Annotated in this window: 16 protein-coding genes; 1 reads left to right on the forward strand and 15 read right to left on the reverse strand. The window is 45.9% G+C overall.

Features of this window, described 5'->3' with window-relative positions:
- Positions 1-4 precede the first annotated feature (4 nt).
- The 4 genes from carA to secA form a co-directional block, all read right to left on the reverse strand.
- Positions 5-1,144, reverse strand: a complete 1,140-nt coding sequence (gene carA, locus AACT23_RS05195) for a glutamine-hydrolyzing carbamoyl-phosphate synthase small subunit (protein WP_017047461.1) — start codon at positions 1,142-1,144, stop codon at positions 5-7.
- A gap of 482 nt (positions 1,145-1,626) precedes the next feature.
- Positions 1,627-2,436 (reverse strand): 4-hydroxy-tetrahydrodipicolinate reductase, encoded by an 810-nt coding sequence (dapB, locus tag AACT23_RS05200; protein WP_094129862.1) that lies wholly within the window; start codon positions 2,434-2,436, stop codon positions 1,627-1,629.
- Between the two features lie 104 nt (positions 2,437-2,540).
- Positions 2,541-2,939, reverse strand: coding sequence for an 8-oxo-dGTP diphosphatase MutT (gene mutT, locus AACT23_RS05205; protein WP_081244967.1), 399 nt, complete (start codon positions 2,937-2,939; stop codon positions 2,541-2,543).
- A gap of 104 nt (positions 2,940-3,043) precedes the next feature.
- Positions 3,044-5,770: a preprotein translocase subunit SecA gene (secA, locus tag AACT23_RS05210; protein ID WP_013856087.1), complete on the reverse strand. Its 2,727-nt coding sequence runs from the start codon at positions 5,768-5,770 to the stop codon at positions 3,044-3,046.
- A gap of 324 nt (positions 5,771-6,094) precedes the next feature.
- Here secA and AACT23_RS05215 point away from each other — a divergent pair, with 324 nt between their 5' ends.
- The gene (locus tag AACT23_RS05215; RefSeq protein ID WP_017046518.1) at positions 6,095-6,550 is read left to right on the forward strand and encodes a DUF721 domain-containing protein; all 456 of its coding nucleotides are present in this window, start codon (positions 6,095-6,097) and stop codon (positions 6,548-6,550) included.
- A gap of 70 nt (positions 6,551-6,620) precedes the next feature.
- On the opposite strand, the gene lpxC is transcribed toward AACT23_RS05215, so the two are convergent.
- From lpxC to murE, 11 genes are all read right to left on the reverse strand, one after another.
- Positions 6,621-7,538, reverse strand: coding sequence for a UDP-3-O-acyl-N-acetylglucosamine deacetylase (lpxC, locus tag AACT23_RS05220; protein WP_010317993.1), 918 nt, complete (start codon positions 7,536-7,538; stop codon positions 6,621-6,623).
- Positions 7,539-7,635: 97 nt separating this feature from the next.
- Positions 7,636-8,853 carry a cell division protein FtsZ gene (gene ftsZ / locus AACT23_RS05225; RefSeq protein ID WP_017042647.1) on the reverse strand — a complete coding sequence of 406 codons (1,218 nt, stop codon included), beginning with the start codon at positions 8,851-8,853 and terminating at the stop codon, positions 7,636-7,638.
- Between the two features lie 30 nt (positions 8,854-8,883).
- Positions 8,884-10,146 carry a cell division protein FtsA gene (gene ftsA / locus AACT23_RS05230; protein ID WP_010317995.1) on the reverse strand — a complete coding sequence of 421 codons (1,263 nt, stop codon included), beginning with the start codon at positions 10,144-10,146 and terminating at the stop codon, positions 8,884-8,886.
- Positions 10,139-10,912 carry a cell division protein FtsQ/DivIB gene (locus tag AACT23_RS05235; RefSeq protein ID WP_088718004.1) on the reverse strand — a complete coding sequence of 258 codons (774 nt, stop codon included), beginning with the start codon at positions 10,910-10,912 and terminating at the stop codon, positions 10,139-10,141. The genes ftsA and AACT23_RS05235 overlap by 8 nt, the downstream gene beginning before the upstream one ends.
- A gap of 188 nt (positions 10,913-11,100) precedes the next feature.
- Entirely contained in the window at positions 11,101-12,561 is a 1,461-nt protein-coding gene (gene murC / locus AACT23_RS05240) for a UDP-N-acetylmuramate--L-alanine ligase (protein ID WP_064625871.1), read from the reverse strand.
- A 13-nt stretch (positions 12,562-12,574) separates the two neighbouring features.
- Complete coding sequence (gene murG, locus AACT23_RS05245) at positions 12,575-13,636, reverse strand: undecaprenyldiphospho-muramoylpentapeptide beta-N-acetylglucosaminyltransferase (RefSeq protein WP_017050453.1); 1,062 nt, start codon at positions 13,634-13,636, stop codon at positions 12,575-12,577.
- Positions 13,623-14,798 carry a cell division protein FtsW gene (gene ftsW, locus AACT23_RS05250; RefSeq protein WP_038148764.1) on the reverse strand — a complete coding sequence of 392 codons (1,176 nt, stop codon included), beginning with the start codon at positions 14,796-14,798 and terminating at the stop codon, positions 13,623-13,625. Before ftsW ends, murG begins: the two co-directional genes overlap by 14 nt.
- A gap of 42 nt (positions 14,799-14,840) precedes the next feature.
- Complete coding sequence (gene murD, locus AACT23_RS05255; RefSeq protein WP_094123834.1) at positions 14,841-16,178, reverse strand: UDP-N-acetylmuramoyl-L-alanine--D-glutamate ligase; 1,338 nt, start codon at positions 16,176-16,178, stop codon at positions 14,841-14,843.
- A 15-nt stretch (positions 16,179-16,193) separates the two neighbouring features.
- Positions 16,194-17,276 (reverse strand): phospho-N-acetylmuramoyl-pentapeptide-transferase, encoded by a 1,083-nt coding sequence (gene mraY / locus AACT23_RS05260; RefSeq protein WP_017046513.1) that lies wholly within the window; start codon positions 17,274-17,276, stop codon positions 16,194-16,196.
- Positions 17,273-18,631 (reverse strand): UDP-N-acetylmuramoyl-tripeptide--D-alanyl-D-alanine ligase, encoded by a 1,359-nt coding sequence (locus AACT23_RS05265; RefSeq protein ID WP_094129865.1) that lies wholly within the window; start codon positions 18,629-18,631, stop codon positions 17,273-17,275. The genes mraY and AACT23_RS05265 overlap by 4 nt, the downstream gene beginning before the upstream one ends.
- Positions 18,628-20,115: a UDP-N-acetylmuramoyl-L-alanyl-D-glutamate--2,6-diaminopimelate ligase gene (gene murE / locus AACT23_RS05270; protein WP_094129867.1), complete on the reverse strand. Its 1,488-nt coding sequence runs from the start codon at positions 20,113-20,115 to the stop codon at positions 18,628-18,630. The genes AACT23_RS05265 and murE overlap by 4 nt, the downstream gene beginning before the upstream one ends.
- Positions 20,116-20,131 lie beyond the last annotated feature (16 nt).

Genomic DNA, 20,131 nt, shown 5'->3' on the forward strand with positions numbered 1-20,131 from the left:
CGAATTACGCTGTGTGCTTTTTAATTAGTTCAATAAAATGGTCAAACAAAGGGGCGGCATCGTGCGGGCCAGGACTCGCTTCAGGGTGTCCCTGAAAGCTAAAGGCTGGCTTATCGGTGCGGTGAATTCCTTGTAGTGAACCATCAAATAGCGATTTGTGCGTTGCACGAAGCGTGATAGGCAGCGTTGCTTCATCAGCAGCAAAACCGTGGTTTTGTGCCGTAATCATCACCACATTACGATCCAAATCTTTCACTGGATGGTTCGCGCCATGGTGGCCAAATTTCATTTTTACTGTTTTTGCACCAGACGCCAATGCCAAAATTTGATGCCCTAAACAGATACCAAAAATAGGCAGTCCTTTCTCTAAGAACACTTTGGTTGCTTCAATCGCATAAGTACATGGTTCTGGGTCGCCAGGGCCATTTGATAAAAAGACACCATCAGGTTTCAGCGCTAGAACTTCTTCAGCCGAGGTTTGTGCTGGTACCACAGTTAGGCGGCATCCTCGGTCAACCAACATACGGAGGATATTGCGCTTTGCACCGAAATCGTAGGCAACAACGTGATAGGGCAACTCGCTGTCATCTTTCGCTTCAGGAAGTCCACCTTCGAGCGTCCACGAACCTTGTTTCCATTGGTACGCTTCTTTTGTTGTAACTTCTTTCGCAAGATCCATTCCTTTTAAACCGGGGAACTCTTTGGCTTTTACCAGCGCCAATGCTTCATCTAAATGGTCACCTGCCATAATGCAGCCATTCTGAGCTCCTTTTTCACGCAAAATGCGCGTTAGCTTGCGCGTGTCGATATCGGCAATGCCCACAATATTTTGTGATTTAAGGTAGTCAGAAAGGGAAAGTTCATTACGGAAGTTAGAAGCGATAAGAGGGAGATCGCGAATCACAAGGCCTTGTGCATGGATAGAAGAGGATTCTTCGTCTTCGGAATTGGTTCCGGTATTGCCTATGTGGGGGTAAGTAAGAGTAACGATTTGTTGAGAATAGGAAGGATCAGTGAGGATTTCTTGGTACCCCGTCATCGAGGTATTAAAGACGACTTCACCAACGGATATTCCATCAGCGCCAATGGATACACCGTGGAACACCGTCCCATCTTCTAGGACTAACAGTGCTGACTTACTCAAGACAACCTCCAGAATAAAAATGCAAAAAATATAAATTAAACTGCAAATCTGTCTTCCTTAAGGCCATAGAGTCGCGCCATAGGGTGATTTAGACAAATTGGCGGTATTCTAATGACCACCATGATTACTGTCAACATTTCATAATAAATTAAGGCAACATTTAAAGCGTTAGAGATAAAAAGCGAACCTAAGACAGTAAAAAAATAGGTTTGATGAGTAAAAAAATGAGAATGGAGGAATTAGAATCAGCAAACTGAAACTCTTTGATGCATTTTAAACAATCAACGATAAACAAAATCACGCAAACGTTAATCAAGCAGAGAATAAGTGCAATTTCAGAGATCTAAAACAAAAAGAAAGCAATACCCACCTAAAACACAACAAAAGTAAGTCAGTAAAGTAAAAATAAAGAGAGATAATTAAATCGGTAAAAAGAGGTGTAACAAAGATGCGCCAGCAAACACTGACGCATAATTATGTAATCAAAGATCGTTCAAACCTAACACGTCAGTCATGCTATAAAAACCCGCAGGTTTATCAGCAAGCCAAACCGCCGCTCTCACTGCACCATTGGCAAAAGTCATACGATCCGTCGCTTTATGGGTGATTTCTACACGTTCACCGATATCAGCGAACATCGCGGTATGCTCACCCACGATATCGCCAGCACGAATCGTAGCAAAACCAATCTCATTTTTAGTACGTTCACCGGTAATACCTTCTCGCGCATAGACGGCAACGTCACTCAGTTGGTTACCCATAGCATTAGCAATCGCCTCTCCCATGCCAATTGCGGTTCCTGACGGAGCATCCACTTTATGACGATGGTGGGCTTCAATGACCTCAATATCACAGTAATCACCCATCACTTTAGCCGCTTTTTCAAGCAATTTGAAAACAAGGTTAACCCCAACGCTGTAGTTAGGAGCCATGACAATCGCAATCTGTTGTGCGGCAGCATTGATTTGTGCTCTTTCTGCTTCAGAAAAGCCCGTTGTGCCAATCACTAGCTTCTTACCGTGTTTTTTACATAACTCAATATTGGCTAAGGTGCTCACAGGAGCTGTAAAATCAATGATGACATCGAAGTTATCTACGGCATTCTCTAGGTTATCCACCAACGCGATATCAAATCGCCCTTCACCGCATAACTCACCGATATCAACACCAACCAACGAGGACTCAGGACGCTCTGAGCCCGCACCCACTCGAGCATGGTTATTTTGATAAGTGGCTTTCACCAAATTGCGGCCCATTCGACCCGCCGCTCCTGCAATCGCAATTCTCACCATTGCGTTATTCTCCATTGTGACGACATCAGCTTAAGCTTGCATCGTTTCTCTTCGTTCAAGGTGTTTCTGTAAACTATCAACATTTGCTTGTGGTGGCTAGCGACTTAGGCAAACTCTTTCATGACGCGCTCGACGATGGGCGCATTGGCTTCAGGAAATGAATAGTTTGCCAACTCAGAAACCGCTACCCATTCTCCTTGCTGCCCTTCTTTACCATACGGCTGATGATCAAATTGTGTCACGCAAATAAAATCAAAAGTTAAGGACTTGTCTGAATAGTCAAACTCAAGGTATTGGTAAGGAGATTGCTCAGTAATATGAATACCAATCTCTTCATCTAGCTCGCGGCAAATGGCTTGTTCAATCGTTTCTCCCGCTTCAACTTTGCCGCCAGGGAACTCCCAAAAACCGCCTTTGTGAAGATGATCTGGTCGTTTGGTAATGTAAATTTCTGATTTATCGCTATTGAAGATAATAGCCGCAACAATATGAACACGTTTCATAAAGACTCCGATTCGCCGACTTCCCAACCTAGAAAATAAAGATGAGAAATATTGAGTTAAAAAAAGAGTCGCCTAAGCGACTCTTGGGGTGATCATTCAAGGGATCAGTTGATCTGTCCGTGGCACTGTTTGTACTTTTTACCGCTACCACAAGGGCAAGGCTCATTACGACCAACTTTACGCTCTTCACGAACCATAGGCTGGTGCCCTTGATCTTCAGAAGCTTCATCTGCAACCGAACTGTCGGCACTTTGGTGCTGGAACTGTTGGCGACGCGCGGCTTCTTCCGCTTGCGCTTGACGCTGTGCTTCCATACGTTCAACTTCTTCTTGCTGTTGTACGCGCACCTTCGACAAGATAGTAATCACATCGGTTTTTAAAGAATTCAATAGTTCTTCAAACAGCTCAAATGACTCACGCTTGTACTCTTGTTTTGGGTTTTTCTGCGCGTAGCCACGTAGGTGGATGCCTTGGCGCAAATGATCCATCGCCGCTAGATGCTCTTTCCACAAGGTATCCAGAGTTTGTAGCATGACCGATTTTTCAAAATTACGCAGAACAGAAGCCCCAACTGCTTTCTCTTTTTCACGATACACACTAACCGCTTGTTCAAGAATACGTTCGCGCAGCGCTTCTTCGTACAATTTATCATCAGCATCTAGCCATTGCTGTAATGGCAGCTCTAAATCAAAATCGTTTTTCAAACGATCTTCCAATCCTTTAACATCCCACATATCCTCAAGTGATTGTGGCGGAATGTATTCGTCAATAACGGAAGTCAGAACATCTTGACGATTCTGCTCAATCATTTCGCTGATATCGTCTGCTTCCATGAGCTCATCACGCAGCTCATAAACTACTTTACGTTGATCGTTAGCAACATCATCGTATTCAAGAAGCTGTTTACGAATATCAAAGTTACGTCCTTCGACTTTACGTTGCGCTTTTTCAATCGAGCGAGAAAGCATCTTACTTTCGATCGCTTCACCTTCATCCATACCACTTTGGATAAGGCTTGCCATACGATCTGAGGTGAAGATACGCAGCAGTGAATCTTCCATCGATAGATAAAAACGTGAAGAACCCGCATCCCCTTGACGACCAGAACGACCACGTAACTGGTTATCGATACGACGAGATTCGTGGCGTTCAGTACCAATAATGTGCAGACCACCAGCGGCTAACACTTGGTTATGAACCTCTTTCCACTTCGCTTTGATCTCATCGATCTGTTCTTGTGTTGGATTCTCTAGCTGCTCAATTTGTGCCTGCCAGCTGCCGCCCAATACAATATCAGTACCACGACCAGCCATGTTAGTCGCAATCGTCACCGCGCCCGGAATACCCGCTTGCGCTACAATTTCTGCTTCTTTTTCATGGAATTTCGCGTTAAGCACGTTATGTTTCACTTTAGCTTGCTTCAACGCATTAGAAAGTAGTTCAGATTTCTCAATCGAAACCGTACCGACTAGCGTTGGCTGACCTTTCGCAACACGCGCTTTGATGTCTTCAATGATCGCCGCAAATTTTTCAGCTTCAGTGCGATACACCACATCAGGCATATCATCACGAACCATAGGTTTATTGGTTGGGATCACCACGGTTTCCAAACCGTAAATCGATTGGAATTCGAACGCTTCGGTATCGGCAGTGCCCGTCATACCAGAAAGTTTTTCGTATAAACGGAAATAGTTTTGGAAGGTGATCGACGCAAGAGTCTGGTTCTCGTTTTGGATTTTAACACCTTCTTTCGCCTCGACAGCTTGGTGTAAACCTTCAGACCAACGACGACCTGGCATAGTGCGGCCAGTGTGCTCATCAACGATGACCACTTCGCCCTCTTCTGTCACGATGTAATCAACGTTTTTCTCAAATAACACATGCGCACGCAATGCGGCATTGACGTGGTGAAGTAAGCTAATGTTCGTGGGTGAATAAAGAGTATCGCCCTCTTCCATCAAACCATTTTTCACCATTAACTCTTCAACAAATTCTTGACCCGTTTCCGTCAAATGAACTTGTTTTGATTTTTCGTCAACCGTGTAGTGACCATCACCACGATACTCTTCAGAATCTTCTTTATCTTGCTTTTGCAGAAGTGGAATGAGGGTATTAATGCGGATGTACAACTCAGAACTATCTTCTGCAGGACCTGAGATGATCAACGGCGTTCGCGCTTCATCAATAAGAATCGAGTCTACTTCATCGACTACGGCAAAGAAACGTTCACGCTGTACACGATCTTCTTTACGGAAAGCCATGTTGTCGCGTAAGTAATCGAAACCAAACTCGTTATTGGTTCCGTAAAGAATGTCGGCTTGATAAGAAAGTTTTTTCTCTTGTGGTGGCATATTGGGTACGTTAATACCGACCGTCATGCCTAAAAATTCAAACAGTGGGCGGTTTGTTTCTGCGTCACGTTTAGCAAGATAATCGTTGACAGTAACAATGTGCACGCCTTTGCCAGGCAAGGCATTGAGATACGCAGGTAAAGTCGCGGTTAACGTTTTACCTTCACCAGTGCGCATTTCTGCGATTTGACCCGCGTTGAGAACCATACCGCCGATCAACTGTACGTCGAAGTGACGCATACCATATACGCGCTTGGACGCTTCACGCACGGTGGCAAATGCTTCAGGAAGTAATTGGTCTAAGGTTTCACCTTGCTCTAAACGTTGACGAAACTCAACCGTTTTGGCTTTTAATTCTTCATCAGTTAGTGCTTCAAAAGTAGGCTCGTAGCTGTTGATCTCTTTGACAATTTTTTTAAGGCGGCGCAGCGTTCTGTCATTGCGACTGCCAATAACCTTTGTCAGTAGCTTAGTTATCATGTGTCAGGAATCTCTCTTTATTAGATCGTTTTCGATCTACTCTTAATGCCGTCAGTCTCTACCAGTTTTGAACTAAGGATACTGAGATAAATCATGTATCACAGATATTGTGACGGTGAGGTTTATTTTCAAGGTATTAAATAATTATGTAACGCATAGTGTAAGGAATTTTTGCGGCAACAACCAATAGCAAAACTATTTGTTTGAAGCACACTTAATATTTTTACGCTTTTTGAGCACTGTTTAAGCAATAAAATGGATTTATTACTATACGCATCATAGGCACCACAATAGAATTGAATGGCAACTTAAGAGGGAGACACCATGCGCGATCACCGTCCCACGTTAACGAAAGAGCTGATCAGCGATTCATCTCTAAAGAAAATACAGCAACATGCCACCGAGATCCTCGCTTTAAATAAAGTGCTCAATAAGTTGCTTCCTAAAGGAACGGCCGATCATGTCCGAGCCGCTAATGTGCGCGGTGGTCACTTAATCGTTGAAGTGGCCAGTGCATCGATAAAAATGAAGCTTGATTATGACCGATTACACATTTTGAATCAGTTACGCAACCAAGGATTTGCCAAATTGATCAGCATTGAGCTCAAGATAAACCCAGCGCTCTATCGTAATCGTGGTATGAAAGAAGAAAAAGAAACGGTCGCTCGCCCACCACTATCTGAAAATACGGCGCAGGCATTACTGATGGTGGCGAGTAGCGCTTCCCCTAAAGTCAAAAAACGTTTGGAAAATTTGGCGAAATTGGCTAGGCCCAAATAAGCGTCATCAATGAATTAGTACAAATAAAAAGGCCAGACAACTGTCTGGCCTTTTTATTTAAAAATTGCGATTAAGCGAGAACCATATTTGGTTCAGCAAACGCCACTGGAGAGCCAACTTCTTCTTCAAAAGTAGCCCATTCCCACGCCTCTTGGTCGGCTAAGACCGCACGCAGTAGCTGGTTATTTAAACCATGGCCTGATTTATAAGCACGGAACTCACCCACAATGGAATGACCACACATGTACAAGTCACCAATGGCATCCAATACTTTATGAGTGACAAACTCATTGGCAAAACGCAAACCTTCTTCATTAAGAATACGGTATTCATCTAATACGATGGCGCAATCAAAGCTACCACCTAAACAGAGGTTTTGCGATTGTAGGTACTCAATGTCACGCATGAAACCAAAAGTACGAGCTCTTGAAATTTCTTTGACGAAACCTTGCGAGGAAAAATCAAACACCATGCGTTGTTCATCAGAATCGATAGCAGGATGTTGAAAGTCAATCTCAAAATCCATACGAAAACCGTTATGGGGTACAAGTTCCGCCCACTTATCACCATCTTCAAATCGAACTGGTTTCTTAATTCGAATAAAACGTTTTGGTGTATTCAGCGTTTGAATGCCCGCTTGTTGTAGCAAGTAAACAAATGGGCTAGCACTACCATCCATAATAGGAATTTCAGGTGCGTCAACTTCGATGATAACGTTGTCGATTCCCATGCCCGCTAATGCTGCATTTAAGTGCTCAACAGTAGAGATACGAATACCTTCATCGTTGACCAAAGCAGTACATAGCATGGTATCGCGAACAGATTCAGGATCCGCAGGGAAGTCTACTGGAGGATTGACATCAGTACGGCGGTAAATGATCCCAGTGTTTGCAGCAGCAGGGCGAAGCGTTAATGTGACTTTACGACCAGAGTGTAAGCCCACCCCAGTTGTTTTCACTATTTCTTTCAGAGTTCGTTGTCTGATCATCTACTTGCCTCTATGTCAGTGCGACAAAACACGGTCGGTAAAGCACCGACCGCGAATGCTACCATAATTTTGAACAGTGTCAAATTATGTCTAATTGTTAATCAGCCTGACGACGTAAAAATGCTGGGATATCAAGATATCCATTTTCCTTATCTGCTTTCGGTGCCGTATTTTGGCTTGCACCGGAAGAAGATGAAACAGTTGACGACGATGCTGATTGCGGTTTCACTTCTGCTCTTTCTTGCAAAGGCTGTGCCGTTTTTTCTTCGATTTTCGCTGCTTGCTGAACCATTTGTGGTTGAACTGCTGGTGCGACTTTGGCTTTACCGCCTGCAACTAAAGTAATGTCTGGCTTTTTCTCATTGCCAATACCCGTTGCAACGACAGTCACGCGAATTTCGTCTGCCATATCAGGATCTAACGAAGTACCGATGACAACTGTCGCATTGTCAGACGCAAACGCCTTAACAGTATTACCGACGGTTTCGAATTCGTCTAGTCGCATATCCAAACCAGCAGTAATATTGACCAACACGCCACGAGCGCCTGCAAGATCAATATCTTCCAAAAGAGGGCTAGAAATTGCCATCTCTGCCGCTTCTTCAGCACGATCTTCGCCGCGAGCCACTCCACTACCCATCATCGCGTGGCCCATTTCTGACATCACAGTACGTACGTCAGCAAAGTCCACGTTAATCATGCCTGGGCGTGTAATTAGCTCTGCAATACCTTGCACTGCATTTTTAAGTACATCATTCGCACTCGCAAATGCTTCAAGTAAGGTAATACCACGACCTAACACTTTCAGTAGTTTTTCATTAGGAATGGTAATCAAAGAGTCAACGTGTTTTGACAACTCTTCAATACCTTGCTCAGCAAATGCCAAACGTTTTTTTCCTTCAAAACTGAAAGGTTTCGTGACAACCGCTACGGTTAAGATACCCAGTTCTTTGGCAACTTCTGCAATAACAGGAGCTGCACCAGTACCTGTACCACCGCCCATACCAGCTGCGATAAACACCATATCGGCACCCATCAGAACTTCTTTAATTCTTTCTCGGTCTTCTAGAGCTGCATCACGTCCAACTTGCGGGTTTGCACCAGCACCCAAACCTTTAGTGATATCACCACCAATTTGAATGACGCTACTTACGCTTGTTTTACGAAGTGCTTGCGCATCGGTATTGACACTGATGAATTCCACGCCTTCGATGGACTCACGCACCATGTGTTCAACAGCGTTACCGCCACCACCACCAACTCCAACGACTTTAATTACAGCATCGTCAGACATTTCCATCATCGGTTCAAACATGTGTTATCTCCGTTTTCCCTGCAACTCAGGTTAAAACTCTTTTTGTATCCAGTTACGCAAACGACCAATTAAGCTCGACATGGATTGGCGTTTCGGTTCGCTGTATTCCGTGTCGTCATTAATTTGGCTCTCTTTCGCATAATGAAGTAAACCAACCGCCGTAGAATGATACGGCTCTTTTACGTAATCTGTAAGGCCACTCACCTCTAAAGGCTTGCCTACGCGAACTTGATTGCGGAAAACGCGTTCCGCACACTCAACCAAACCTTCAATTTGCGCAGCGCCGCCAGTTAAAACAACACCAGCCGCTAAATGGTGTTTAATACCATTTTTGCGCAATTTGTCTTGGACAGTATCTATAGTTTGGTTAACTAATCCCATTAATTCAGTGTAGCGAGGTTCAATCACTTCCGACAAGGTTTGTCTTTGCAAACTTCGCGAAGGTCTTCCTCCTACACTTGGGACGTTAACGGTATCATCCTTGCTTACCAATTCACTCAGCGCACAGCCATATTTTACTTTAATCTCTTCAGCATCACTGACTGGTGTGCCAAATGCAAAAGCAATATCACTGGTTACTGCGTTTCCTGCATAAGAAAACACTTCAGTATGTCGTAACGCACCACCGGTCCAGATAGCAACATCCATAGTGCCTGCGCCTATATCAATCACGCACACACCTAACTCTCGCTCATCTTCCGTAATAACTGCATTACTTGCCGCTAAACCAGAGTAAACCAGTTGTTCAACTTTTAAACCACAGCGTTCTACCGCTTTGATAATATTTCTCGCCATATCATTATGACAAGAAATAAGATGCACGCTCACTTCCATGCGCACACCTGATAAACCAAGCGGGTTTTTAATTCCCTCTTGGTAATCAATCGTAAATTCTTGAGGAATGACGTGCAATATTCTTTGCTCTTCCCCAATTTTTATTGATTTGGCGGTATGAATCGCTCGATCCATATCTTCTTGAGAAACTTCTTCATCCGAAATAGTTCCCATGCCTTTTTCAATACGGCTCGCAATATGTCGCCCAGATAGAGAGAGAAACACATTACTAATTTGGCATTCCGCCATTAATTCTGCTTGGTCAACCGCTCTTTGGACAGACTTAACGACCGATTCAAGATCGTTAACTCCCCCTTTATCCATCCCACGGGATGGGCTCGTACCAGCGCCAATAATATTAATTTGACCGTCAGGCAGTATTTCACCGACTAAAGCTGACACGGTGGCTGTGCCTATATCAAGACCAACAATAATGTTGTCATCAGCGGTCTTAGTCATTTTTACTCTCTTGTGCTTCTTGTTCAGGGAACCAACCTACTGCGGCTCCTGTATCATATCTAAGATCGATATAGCTAACTTGTTCAGCTTTATTACCTAAATTCTTATACAGCGAAATAAAACGTGCAACTCGCTCATCTAGTGATTCTTTACCTAACTCTAAGCGGATGCCATTATCTAAAATTATTTGCCACGCTCGACGATCGTTGAGTAACAGTGACGATATATTTAAGTTTAATGATTGAAACTTAGGGTTCGTTTTATTCCAAACATCCAGTACTTCGTGACTGGTTCCTTGCGGGCCATAAAGTTTCACTCTATCGCCGTTCAATTGACCAATATCACCATTAAATACCGTGCCATATCCGTCTAACAAAGCGTTGCCATTCCAAATCGCTACCGCTCTATACTCTGTCAGAAACACTTTTATTGTGTCAGGCCATTGTTTACGAATCGATGCATGGGCCACCCACGGGATGACCTGTACACTCGATTGAAGTACGTTAATATCTTGCGACATGAAAGTACCGATATGATCCAACTGAGCAAAAGCGCGCTGCACATCTAGCGAAGATACGTATTGCAAGTCACCTTGTAGAACAATTTTTGAAAGCGGTAGCCTCTGTTCGTCCCACATCCAACTGAGTGTTGAATAAATGAGTGAACTTATCAGCAACAACACCACAAATAAAAAAATAGCGCCAGCGGCGTGATCTTTTATGAGTGGCGAACGGGACACAGCTCGGCTTTCATCGAACACATTCATTAACAAAGCCTGATGTTCCTGTTTCTAAATCGCAATCGCATGCCCTATTTGGTTCACAATAGAGGTAAAAGCACTGACTTTAACCTCCGGATTATACTGAGGTCGCTGAAAGTATCAAACATTGAAAGTAATAAATCTGGACTGGATACCATGTTATTCAATATTGATACACAAATAAGCCATTTAAATTAAACCTGTTGCATTTTACTGATATTCAGTTCGAGCCCCGCTAAATGTTTCGCTACCTTGCCGATATCCCCAGCACCTTGCGTCAGCACGAGGTCACCATCTTGTAATACATTAGCCAGAATCGAAGGCAGTATGGTGCTGTCGGGAACAAAAATAGGATCAATTTTACCGCGACTGCGTATCGTTCGGCACAACGATCGACCATCGGCTCCCGCAATCGGCTTTTCTCCTGCGGCATAGACATCGAGCATGATCAGCACATCGACTTGCTCCAGTACATTGGCAAAATCATCATACAGATCGCGAGTTCGACTGTAGCGATGAGGTTGGAAAATCATCACTAGCCGTTTTTCTTGCCAACCACTACGCGCCGCCTTAATAGTCACGCCCACCTCGGTCGGATGATGACCATAATCATCAACGAGCATCGCAACCCCATTGCCCGTATCAAACTCGCCCAGATGATCAAAACGACGTCCCGTACCTTGGGTGCTAGCCATCGCTTTTAAAATCGCTTCATCGCTGATGTCGTCTTCCGTTGCCACTGCAATAGCCGCGGAGGCATTAAGCGCATTATGACGACCTGGAATATTAAGCGTGATATCCAGATTGGCTCGTCCCTGTCTGACGACCGTAAACTGGCCTTGTTGCCCCTGCTGATGGTAATTCTCAATCCTGACATCTGCATCATCGGCAAAACCGTAGGTGATCACTTGACGGCTGATACGTGGGATGATTTCACGCACAACAGGATCATCAATACATAATATCGCCTGACCATAAAATGGCAGGTTGTGTAAGAAATCGATGAAGGTCTGTTTGAGCGTTTCAAAATCACCGCCATACGTATCCATGTGATCAGCTTCGATGTTGGTCACGATACTAACCATAGGCTGAAGATGAAGAAATGAAGCATCACTTTCGTCAGCTTCAGCAATCAAAATCCGACTTGAACCCAAACGCGCATTGGTGCCGGCGCTTTTGACTAACCCGCCATTAACAAACGTAGGATCTAAACCAGCCTCAGAATAAATTTGCGTAACCAATGCCGTAGTCGTTGTTTTACCATGCGTACCAGCCACTGCAATGCCATGACGAAAACGCATTAATTCCGCCAACATTTCTGCACGACGAACAATAGGAATGCGTCGCTCACGCGCCGCTTTCAGTTCAGGATTTAGCTCATCGATTGCAGTAGAGACTACCACCACGCTGGCGTGTTCAATATTAGTGGCTTGATGACCGATATAAATGATAGCCCCTTTATTTGCCAATCTTTCAGTCACAGGGTTGGAAGCGAGATCTGAGCCGGTAATTTGGTAGCCTTCATTGAGCAATACTTCTGCAATTCCGCTCATTCCCGCCCCACCAATACCGACAAAGTGAATACACTTGACGCGGCGCATCTCTGGCACCATGGCACGGATTTGAGCTAAATCTTGAGTATGTTTAATGGTCATGAAAAATTTCTCGTTATTGGGTAAGTGCGATGATAGCGTCGGCAACGACTTTATCAGCATCCAGTTGTGCGGCTGCACGCGCTTGTTGCGCCATCAACAGCAGATCATGACGCTCAAGAGAAGCAATCTCTTGCGCTAGTTTTTCTACTGTGAGCTGCGGCTGTTCAATCATTTTGGCCGCACCACAAGCGACTAAGTGATCCGCGTTAAGCGCTTGCTGTCGGTCTTTATGCATAAAAGGGATAAATATAGCGCCAACACCGGCCGCTGCCACTTCGGAAACCGTTAATGCTCCCGAACGGCACACCAGTAAATCAGCCCACGCATAAGCGCCAGCCACATCCTCAATGAACTCGGTAACGTGTGCATTTTTGATCTGAAGCGCGCGATAAGCTTGCTCAACCGACTGTTGATTATTCTTGCCTGCTTGATGGCAAACTTGGTAATTATCGCCAAGCACAGCTAGTACGTCAGGCAAAGTTCGGTTGAGAATCTGCGCACCTTGGCTGCCGCCCATCACGAGAATGCGGATCGGTTCATTTCGCTCAGCAAAGCGTACTTGCGGCGCGGGTAATGTAGCGACATCTTGACGTACAGGGTTACCTACGACTTGCGCCTCAGTAAAGGCACCGGGGAAGGCTTGAAATACGCGTTTGGCAATTTTCGAAAGCCAACGGTTGGTTAACCCTGCTACGGCATTTTGCTCGTGAAGCACAACGGGAATTCCCATAGACCACGCTGCCACGCCACCGGGGCCACTGACGTATCCGCCCATGCCGAGCACCGCATCAGGTTGCCACTGCTTCAAATAACGACGCGCTTGAAAAATCGCGTTCACAATTTGAAAAGGCGCTTTCAGCAAACGCCCTATGCCTTGGCCACGTAAACCTTTGACCTGAATAAAGTCGATCTCAATACCATGTTTAGGCACTAATTCTGCTTCCATCCGATCCGCAGTCCCTAGCCAGCGGATCTGCCAACCTTGTTGTTGGAGCTGTTTAGCCACAGCTAGGCCGGGAAAAACATGTCCCCCCGTGCCACCAGCCATAACCATTAAACGTTTATTGTTTATCATTGGATTCTTTTTCTATAGACACTCGATTGCGATCTTTGAGTCGACATTCATGATCAATTCTCAATAAGATCGACACCGCAACCGACATAATAATTAAGCTTGAACCGCCGTAACTGATCAAGGGCAGCGTTAGGCCCTTAGTCGGCACCATACCCGCAGCAGCACCCACATTGACGAGTGTTTGGAATGCAAACCAAATTCCAATACCAAAGGCCAGATAGCCACCAAATTGCTGATCATGCTCAAAGGCTTTTTTACCGATAAACACCGCTTTAAGCACCAGACTAAAAATCAGCAGTAGAACCAGTACAACGCCAACAAAACCGAGCTCTTCAGCCAGCACTGCAAATACGAAATCAGTGTGCGCTTCAGGTAAGTACTCTAGCTTTTGAATCGAGTTACCAAGCCCTTGACCAAACCACTCTCCACGACCAAAGGCCATCAAAGATTGAGTCAATTGATAACCGCTGCCAAACGGGTCTTCCCACGGGTCAAGAAATGACGTTACACGGCGAATACGGTAAGGCTCTGCCGCAATCAGTGCGATTACCGCAACAATTCCAGCCACCATGAGCGCAATAAATTGTGACAGTTTGGCCCCAGCAATAAACAGCATACCAAACAGAGTCACCAGCATCACAACCACGGTTCCCAAATCTGGCTGGCCAAGCAGCAAGATGGCCAAGGTTCCAAACACCATAATCGGTTTCATGAAACCACCAAAAAAGGTTTGCCTCACTTCATCTTGTTTACGAACTAAGTAACCAGCCATGAAAATAAACAGTGACAGTTTCGCGACCTCAGCAGGTTGCAGGTTAAATAACCCCAAAGGGATCCAGCGCGAGGCACCATTGACCGATTTGCCCGCGAGCAAAACCACAATCAGCAGCATAAAAGAGACGCCAAGTAGCACCGAGCTGTATTGCATCCAACGTTTCATTGGCACTTGCAACACCACACTCGATGTCACGATGGCCAGCATCAAGAAAATGGCGTGACGAAACATAAAGTGAAACGGTTGATCCGTTAAACGCGAACTGATAGGAAACGAAGCCGATGTCACCATCACAAGCCCAGTCAGCATCAAACCTAAAGCAATCCATACCAATTGACGATCAAACAAGGCTTCAGGCGCTTGGCTCTGAAACCATTGACGAGTCATTTTGATGAGGCTTGAAAAGGACAAAATGCAATTTCCTGTTGATTAAGCGTAACGCTGCGCAAGCTCGGCAAAGGCGTCACCTCTGGCCATAAAGTTTTTAAACTGATCAAAACTGGCACAAGCAGGCGAAAGCATCACCATATCACCACGACGCAGCTGCGGTTTGATCGATACGATAATCTCTTCCATCGATGAATAGAACTGAGCCGATGGATGCAGTGGCATGAATTGCCCACCGTCAACGCCAAAACAGCACAGTTTTACGTTCAATGTTTTTAGTATCGGTGCTAATGGCGAGAAATCAGCGCCCTTGCCGACGCCCCCCACAAGCAGATACAAAGTCCCTTGGCAATTTAACCCCGACAACGCCGCTTGAGTGCTTGCGACATTGGTCGCTTTCGAGTCATTGACCCATTTTACGCCGTGATTATCAGCAACAACCTGACAACGATGTGTCAGCCCGCGGTAAGATTTCAATGCATCAAGCGCAGATGAGTAATCAACACCCGCTAAATCGAGCAGTGCGAGCACAGTGAGCACGTTAGCACTATTGTGTCGTCCCACTAAGCTGAGTTCCTCGCTTGCCAACAATGGCGTGCCTTTCGCCACTAAGAACGATTTGCCATCAATCATTTGAGTGCAATAGTCCGCGTCATGTTCAACGGAAAAACGTGCGATGTGACCTGAAAATGAGGGAGGTTCTGTCTGGCTATCATCGGCGTTCACGACCGCCGCTTGCGCATACTTAAAAATGCGCAATTTAGCTTGGCGATACGATTCCATACCATCGTAGCGATCCATATGATCTTCAGTCAGATTGAGAAAGGCAGCAGAGACGAGTTTTAAACTTGAGGTCGTTTCTAGCTGGAAGCTTGAGAGCTCCAGCACATAAAGATCGGCCTCTTGCTGAAGTAGATCTAAAGCAGGCACACCAATATTGCCGCCAACGGCAACCTTAACCCCAGCAGCTTTAGCAAGTACTCCGGTTAAATCCGTCACTGTGCTCTTGCCGTTGGCTCCTGTGATAGCGATAACAGGCTTATCCACCTGCCAAGCAAAGAGCTCAATATCGCCCACCACGGGAATATGTTGTGCTAACGCCTGTTGAATCTCTGGCGTAGCTAAAGCAATGCCCGGATTAGTAACAATCAGGTCAGCGTCAAATAACCAAGCTTTGTTCCAGCCGCCACAATGTAGCTCAACTTGCGAGCTTAAATGCTCTCGACCTGGCGGGTTTTCCCGCGTGTCGATCACCTTAATCGTGAGCGAGCGATCTAAGCTCAAAAGGTAGTTAACCACCGAGAGGCCCGTCATACCTAGCCCCACGACCACCACATTATTAACAGTTTGCCAACGATCCATCTTCATTCCATTCAACACCGTTTTGCTCTATCACTAGCGCACTTTTAGTGTAGCCAAACCCACTAACACCAACACAATTGAGATAATCCAAAAACGGACGATCACGCGTGGTTCTGGCCAACCTTTCAATTCATAGTGGTGATGGATAGGGGCCATCCGGAAAATGCGTTGACCACGCAATTTGTAGGAACCGACTTGTAAAATCACCGACAAGGTTTCCATCACAAACACGCCGCCCATGATCACTAACACAAACTCTTGACGAACCAACACCGCAATTGTACCGAGTGCACCGCCTAGAGCGAGTGAACCCACATCGCCCATAAAGACTTGCGCAGGATAAGTGTTGAACCACAGAAAACCTAAACCGGCCCCCACAATTGCAGTACACACCACCACCAACTCTGAGGCATAAGGAACATAAGGAATATGCAGATAACTGGCGAAATTGACGTTCCCAGTTGCCCATGCAATCACAGCAAAACCAGCAGCAACCAAAACAGTCGGCATGATGGCTAAACCATCCAGACCATCGGTTAAATTCACCGCGTTACTGGTTCCGACGATGACAAAATAGGTCAGCACAATGTAGAGCAAGCCCAGTTGCGGCATCACATCTTTAAAGAAAGGCACCACAAGCTGAGTAGCTGCGGTATCGTTGCCATGTGCATAGAGAGCAAACGCCACTATCAACGCAATGGCCGACTGCCAAAAGTATTTCCAGCGCGCGATCAATCCATCACTGTTTTTACGCACCACTTTGCGATAATCATCCACAAAACCGACTACGCCATAACCAAGCAGCACCGCGAGTACAGCCCACACGTAAGGGTTTGAGAGATCAGTCCACAGCAGTACGGTAATAATGATAGAGGCGAGGATCATCACTCCGCCCATGGTTGGCGTACCGCGCTTACTAAAATGTGATTCTGGACCGTCGTTACGCACTACTTGACCAATTTGCAGTAGTTGCAAACGTTTAATCAAGCGCGGCCCCATCCATAACGACAGAGCAAGTGCGGTTAAAATACTGACGATGGCCCGAAATGAAAGATATTCGAACAGACGAAAAAAAGAGAAGTATGGCTGGAGTAGATCCGCGAGCCAAATAATCATGAGTATTTCTCCTTAAGAGCAGCCACAATTTTACTCATACCCGCACTGTTTGCACCTTTGACAAGTAAGGTATGAGACTCTTGATCGAATTGTGATAATTGCTGCTCGATATAAGCAATCATGTCCGCATGGCTTTCAAAATGGAGGCCATGGCATAGGTCACTGATCACTTTTGCATCGCGACCGTAAGTAAGGACATAGTCAAACTGGAATGGTGCAGCATGTTCACCGACTTGACGATGAAGTGCAAGGCTTTCATCGCCCAACTCAGCCATATTACCTAAAATTAACCAACGCCTTGCAGAGAAAGTGTTAAGTAGATCAACCGCCGCTTTCATCGCTGGAACACTGGCATTGTAACTGTCATCAATCAGTTTCACAGTCGTGCTCAATTGGGTGACATCAACACGCCCTTTCACCTGAGCTAGATGCGCAAGTCCGTACTGCACCTCTTCAAGATTCGCCCCCAACTCAATGGCTAATGCCGCCGCCGCCAACGCATTAGAAACGTTATGTTCACCCACAATATTGAGCCCAATATCAATATGACCGACGGGTGTGATCATTTCAAACTGGGCTTCACCTTGTTCATTAAGCCTAATACCACGGGCGTAAAAATCTGCAATTTGACGGCTGGAAAAGGTTTTAACGGTTTTGTCCGCTAAAATAGCGCTCCACCGCTCACCACCGTGGCTTTCTAAATTAATAATGGCTGTCGCACCTGAAGCAAGGCCTTGATAAATTTCACCTTTCGCCTGTTTTACGCCCTCAATTGAGCCAAAACCTTCCAGATGCGCCGCGGCAACATTGTTCACCAATGCGACATCCGGCTTCACTAAAGAGGTGGTATAAGCAATTTCACCAATATGGTTCGCCCCTAACTCAATCACCGCATACGCATCATTAGGACCAGAGCGAAGCAGAGTGAGCGGCACGCCGATATCATTATTAAAATTGCCAGCAGTAAAGAGCACGCGGCCTTTGGCTGATAAAATATTTGCCACCATCTCTTTGACTGTGGTTTTACCGCAACTGCCTGTAATCGCAGCGGTCGGTGTTTGACACTGTTGGTGAACCCAAGCGCCAAGCTGGCCTAACGCCAGTTTGGTGTCGGTAACCACCAGTTGAGGAACCGAAACCGCCAAAGGGCGCTGAACCAATAACGCCTTTGCACCAGACGCAACCGCTTGTACAGCAAACTCATGAGCATCAAATTTATCCCCGACCAAGGCAATAAAGAGCGCACCGGGTTTGATTTGACGTGTGTCGGTCGAGACCTCGGACACGGTGACATCACAACCAACCAATTGTGCATGCAAAACGTGCGTCAATTGCTGTAAAGAGACTTCTATCATGCACTTATCTCCAGTAAGGTTTGCGCCGTTTCGCGATCCGAATAGTGAATAGTTTGATGGGCCATCACTTGATAATCTTCATGCCCTTTGCCTGCCAATAAAATGATGTCTTGCTGATCAGCATGTTGCAGGGCGTATTGCACGGCAGCGTAACGATTGTGTTCAACGTGTGCGTGACTTGCAAACTCAAGCCCTGCCACCATATCTTGCACAATGTCTGCCGGTTTTTCGCTACGAGGGTTATCGTCGGTCAAAATGACCTTATCGGCGCAGCGCTCTGCAATTTCGGCCATCATCGGGCGTTTGCCTTTATCACGGTCGCCACCACAACCAAAAATCGCCCATAGCTGACCTTGGCAATGAACGCGAAGTGCTAATAGTGCTTTTTCCAAAGCATCAGGCGTGTGTGCATAATCGACGACGATCTTCGCACGATTTGGCGCTTGAAAGAGCTCCATTCGCCCTAAGACTGGCTGCAGTTGAGAAGCCGTTGTCATCAAGGCTTGTTTATCAAAACCTAAAGTCAGCATAGTGGCAAAAGCGAGTAGAAGATTGCTGGCGTTAAATTCGCCAATCAACGGCACGCTCAATTCACCTTGACCATAGTAGCCGTCGAAGGTTAATGAAATACCATTATCACTGTAAGAGACCGAGCTCGCCCACAGCGCTTTAGCGCATTGCGGTTGCTGCTTTAAAGAGACGGCAATCGGTGCTTTCAGCTGTGCTAACCAACTCGCACCCACCGCATCGTCGGCATTAATGACAGCGTGTTGGCAGTGATGAGCGGTAAATAAGGAGAACTTTGCTTTGGCGTACTCTTCCATGGTGCCATGATAATCGAGATGATCGCGGCTTAAGTTAGAAAACACGCCCACAGCGAACTTCAATGCTTGAACTCGCCCTTGAACTAATCCGTGCGAAGAGACTTCCAGCGCAGTATAGCGAGCGCCCTGCTGCGCTAATTGATAGAGTGTTTCTTGGACCTCAATGGCATTACCTGTGGTATTGGCGGCAGGCTGTAAATGGTTGAGAAAACCATTCCCCGTCGTACCCAGCACCGCCGCTTTCTCGCCTAACAAGTCAATCCACTGCGCGATTAATTGAGTAATGGTGGTTTTACCGTTGGTTCCCGTAACCCCAATCAACGTACTGGTCTTCGAGCGGTAAAGCCGCGATGCCAGTTGAGATAGATGTTGGTTTAGATCAGCAAGGTAAATCACTAACACGCCATTGACGGTAGCCATACTACCATGCAGATACTGCTCACACGCTTGAGCCAATACCAGATTCGCCCCAGCTTGAGTGGCGCTATCAATAAACTGCCTTCCGTCGATGGTATGGCCGACCACTGCAATAAAGGTATCATTGGGTGATATTTTACGGCTATCGAGCACTAAACGAGTCACCGGCAACGTTGAAATAGAATGGCCATCGAGGTCAAGCCAAGGGGCGATGAGATCTTGTAAACACATACTCGGCGTCATTGTGCTTCTCTCTTAA

The sequence above is a fragment of the Vibrio sp. V09_P4A23P171 genome, from assembly GCF_963875615.1.
Taxonomy (GTDB): domain Bacteria; phylum Pseudomonadota; class Gammaproteobacteria; order Enterobacterales; family Vibrionaceae; genus Vibrio; species Vibrio anguillarum.

What these genes read in the sequence shown, in the direction of transcription:
- dapB (WP_094129862.1), bottom strand. Translation starts at nt 2,436, where the DNA reads ATGGTGAGAATTGCGATTGCAGGAGCGGCGGGTCGAATGGGCCGCAAT.
- mutT (WP_081244967.1), bottom strand. Translation starts at nt 2,939, where the DNA reads ATGAAACGTGTTCATATTGTTGCGGCTATTATCTTCAATAGCGATAAA.
- secA (WP_013856087.1), bottom strand. Translation starts at nt 5,770, where the DNA reads ATGATAACTAAGCTACTGACAAAGGTTATTGGCAGTCGCAATGACAGA.
- AACT23_RS05215 (WP_017046518.1), top strand. Translation starts at nt 6,095, where the DNA reads ATGCGCGATCACCGTCCCACGTTAACGAAAGAGCTGATCAGCGATTCA.
- lpxC (WP_010317993.1), bottom strand. Translation starts at nt 7,538, where the DNA reads ATGATCAGACAACGAACTCTGAAAGAAATAGTGAAAACAACTGGGGTG.
- ftsZ (WP_017042647.1), bottom strand. Translation starts at nt 8,853, where the DNA reads ATGTTTGAACCGATGATGGAAATGTCTGACGATGCTGTAATTAAAGTC.
- ftsA (WP_010317995.1), bottom strand. Translation starts at nt 10,146, where the DNA reads ATGACTAAGACCGCTGATGACAACATTATTGTTGGTCTTGATATAGGC.
- AACT23_RS05235 (WP_088718004.1), bottom strand. Translation starts at nt 10,912, where the DNA reads ATGAATGTGTTCGATGAAAGCCGAGCTGTGTCCCGTTCGCCACTCATA.
- murC (WP_064625871.1), bottom strand. Translation starts at nt 12,561, where the DNA reads ATGACCATTAAACATACTCAAGATTTAGCTCAAATCCGTGCCATGGTG.
- murG (WP_017050453.1), bottom strand. Translation starts at nt 13,636, where the DNA reads ATGATAAACAATAAACGTTTAATGGTTATGGCTGGTGGCACGGGGGGA.
- ftsW (WP_038148764.1), bottom strand. Translation starts at nt 14,798, where the DNA reads ATGACTCGTCAATGGTTTCAGAGCCAAGCGCCTGAAGCCTTGTTTGAT.
- mraY (WP_017046513.1), bottom strand. Translation starts at nt 17,276, where the DNA reads ATGATTATTTGGCTCGCGGATCTACTCCAGCCATACTTCTCTTTTTTT.
- AACT23_RS05265 (WP_094129865.1), bottom strand. Translation starts at nt 18,631, where the DNA reads ATGATAGAAGTCTCTTTACAGCAATTGACGCACGTTTTGCATGCACAA.
- murE (WP_094129867.1), bottom strand. Translation starts at nt 20,115, where the DNA reads ATGACGCCGAGTATGTGTTTACAAGATCTCATCGCCCCTTGGCTTGAC.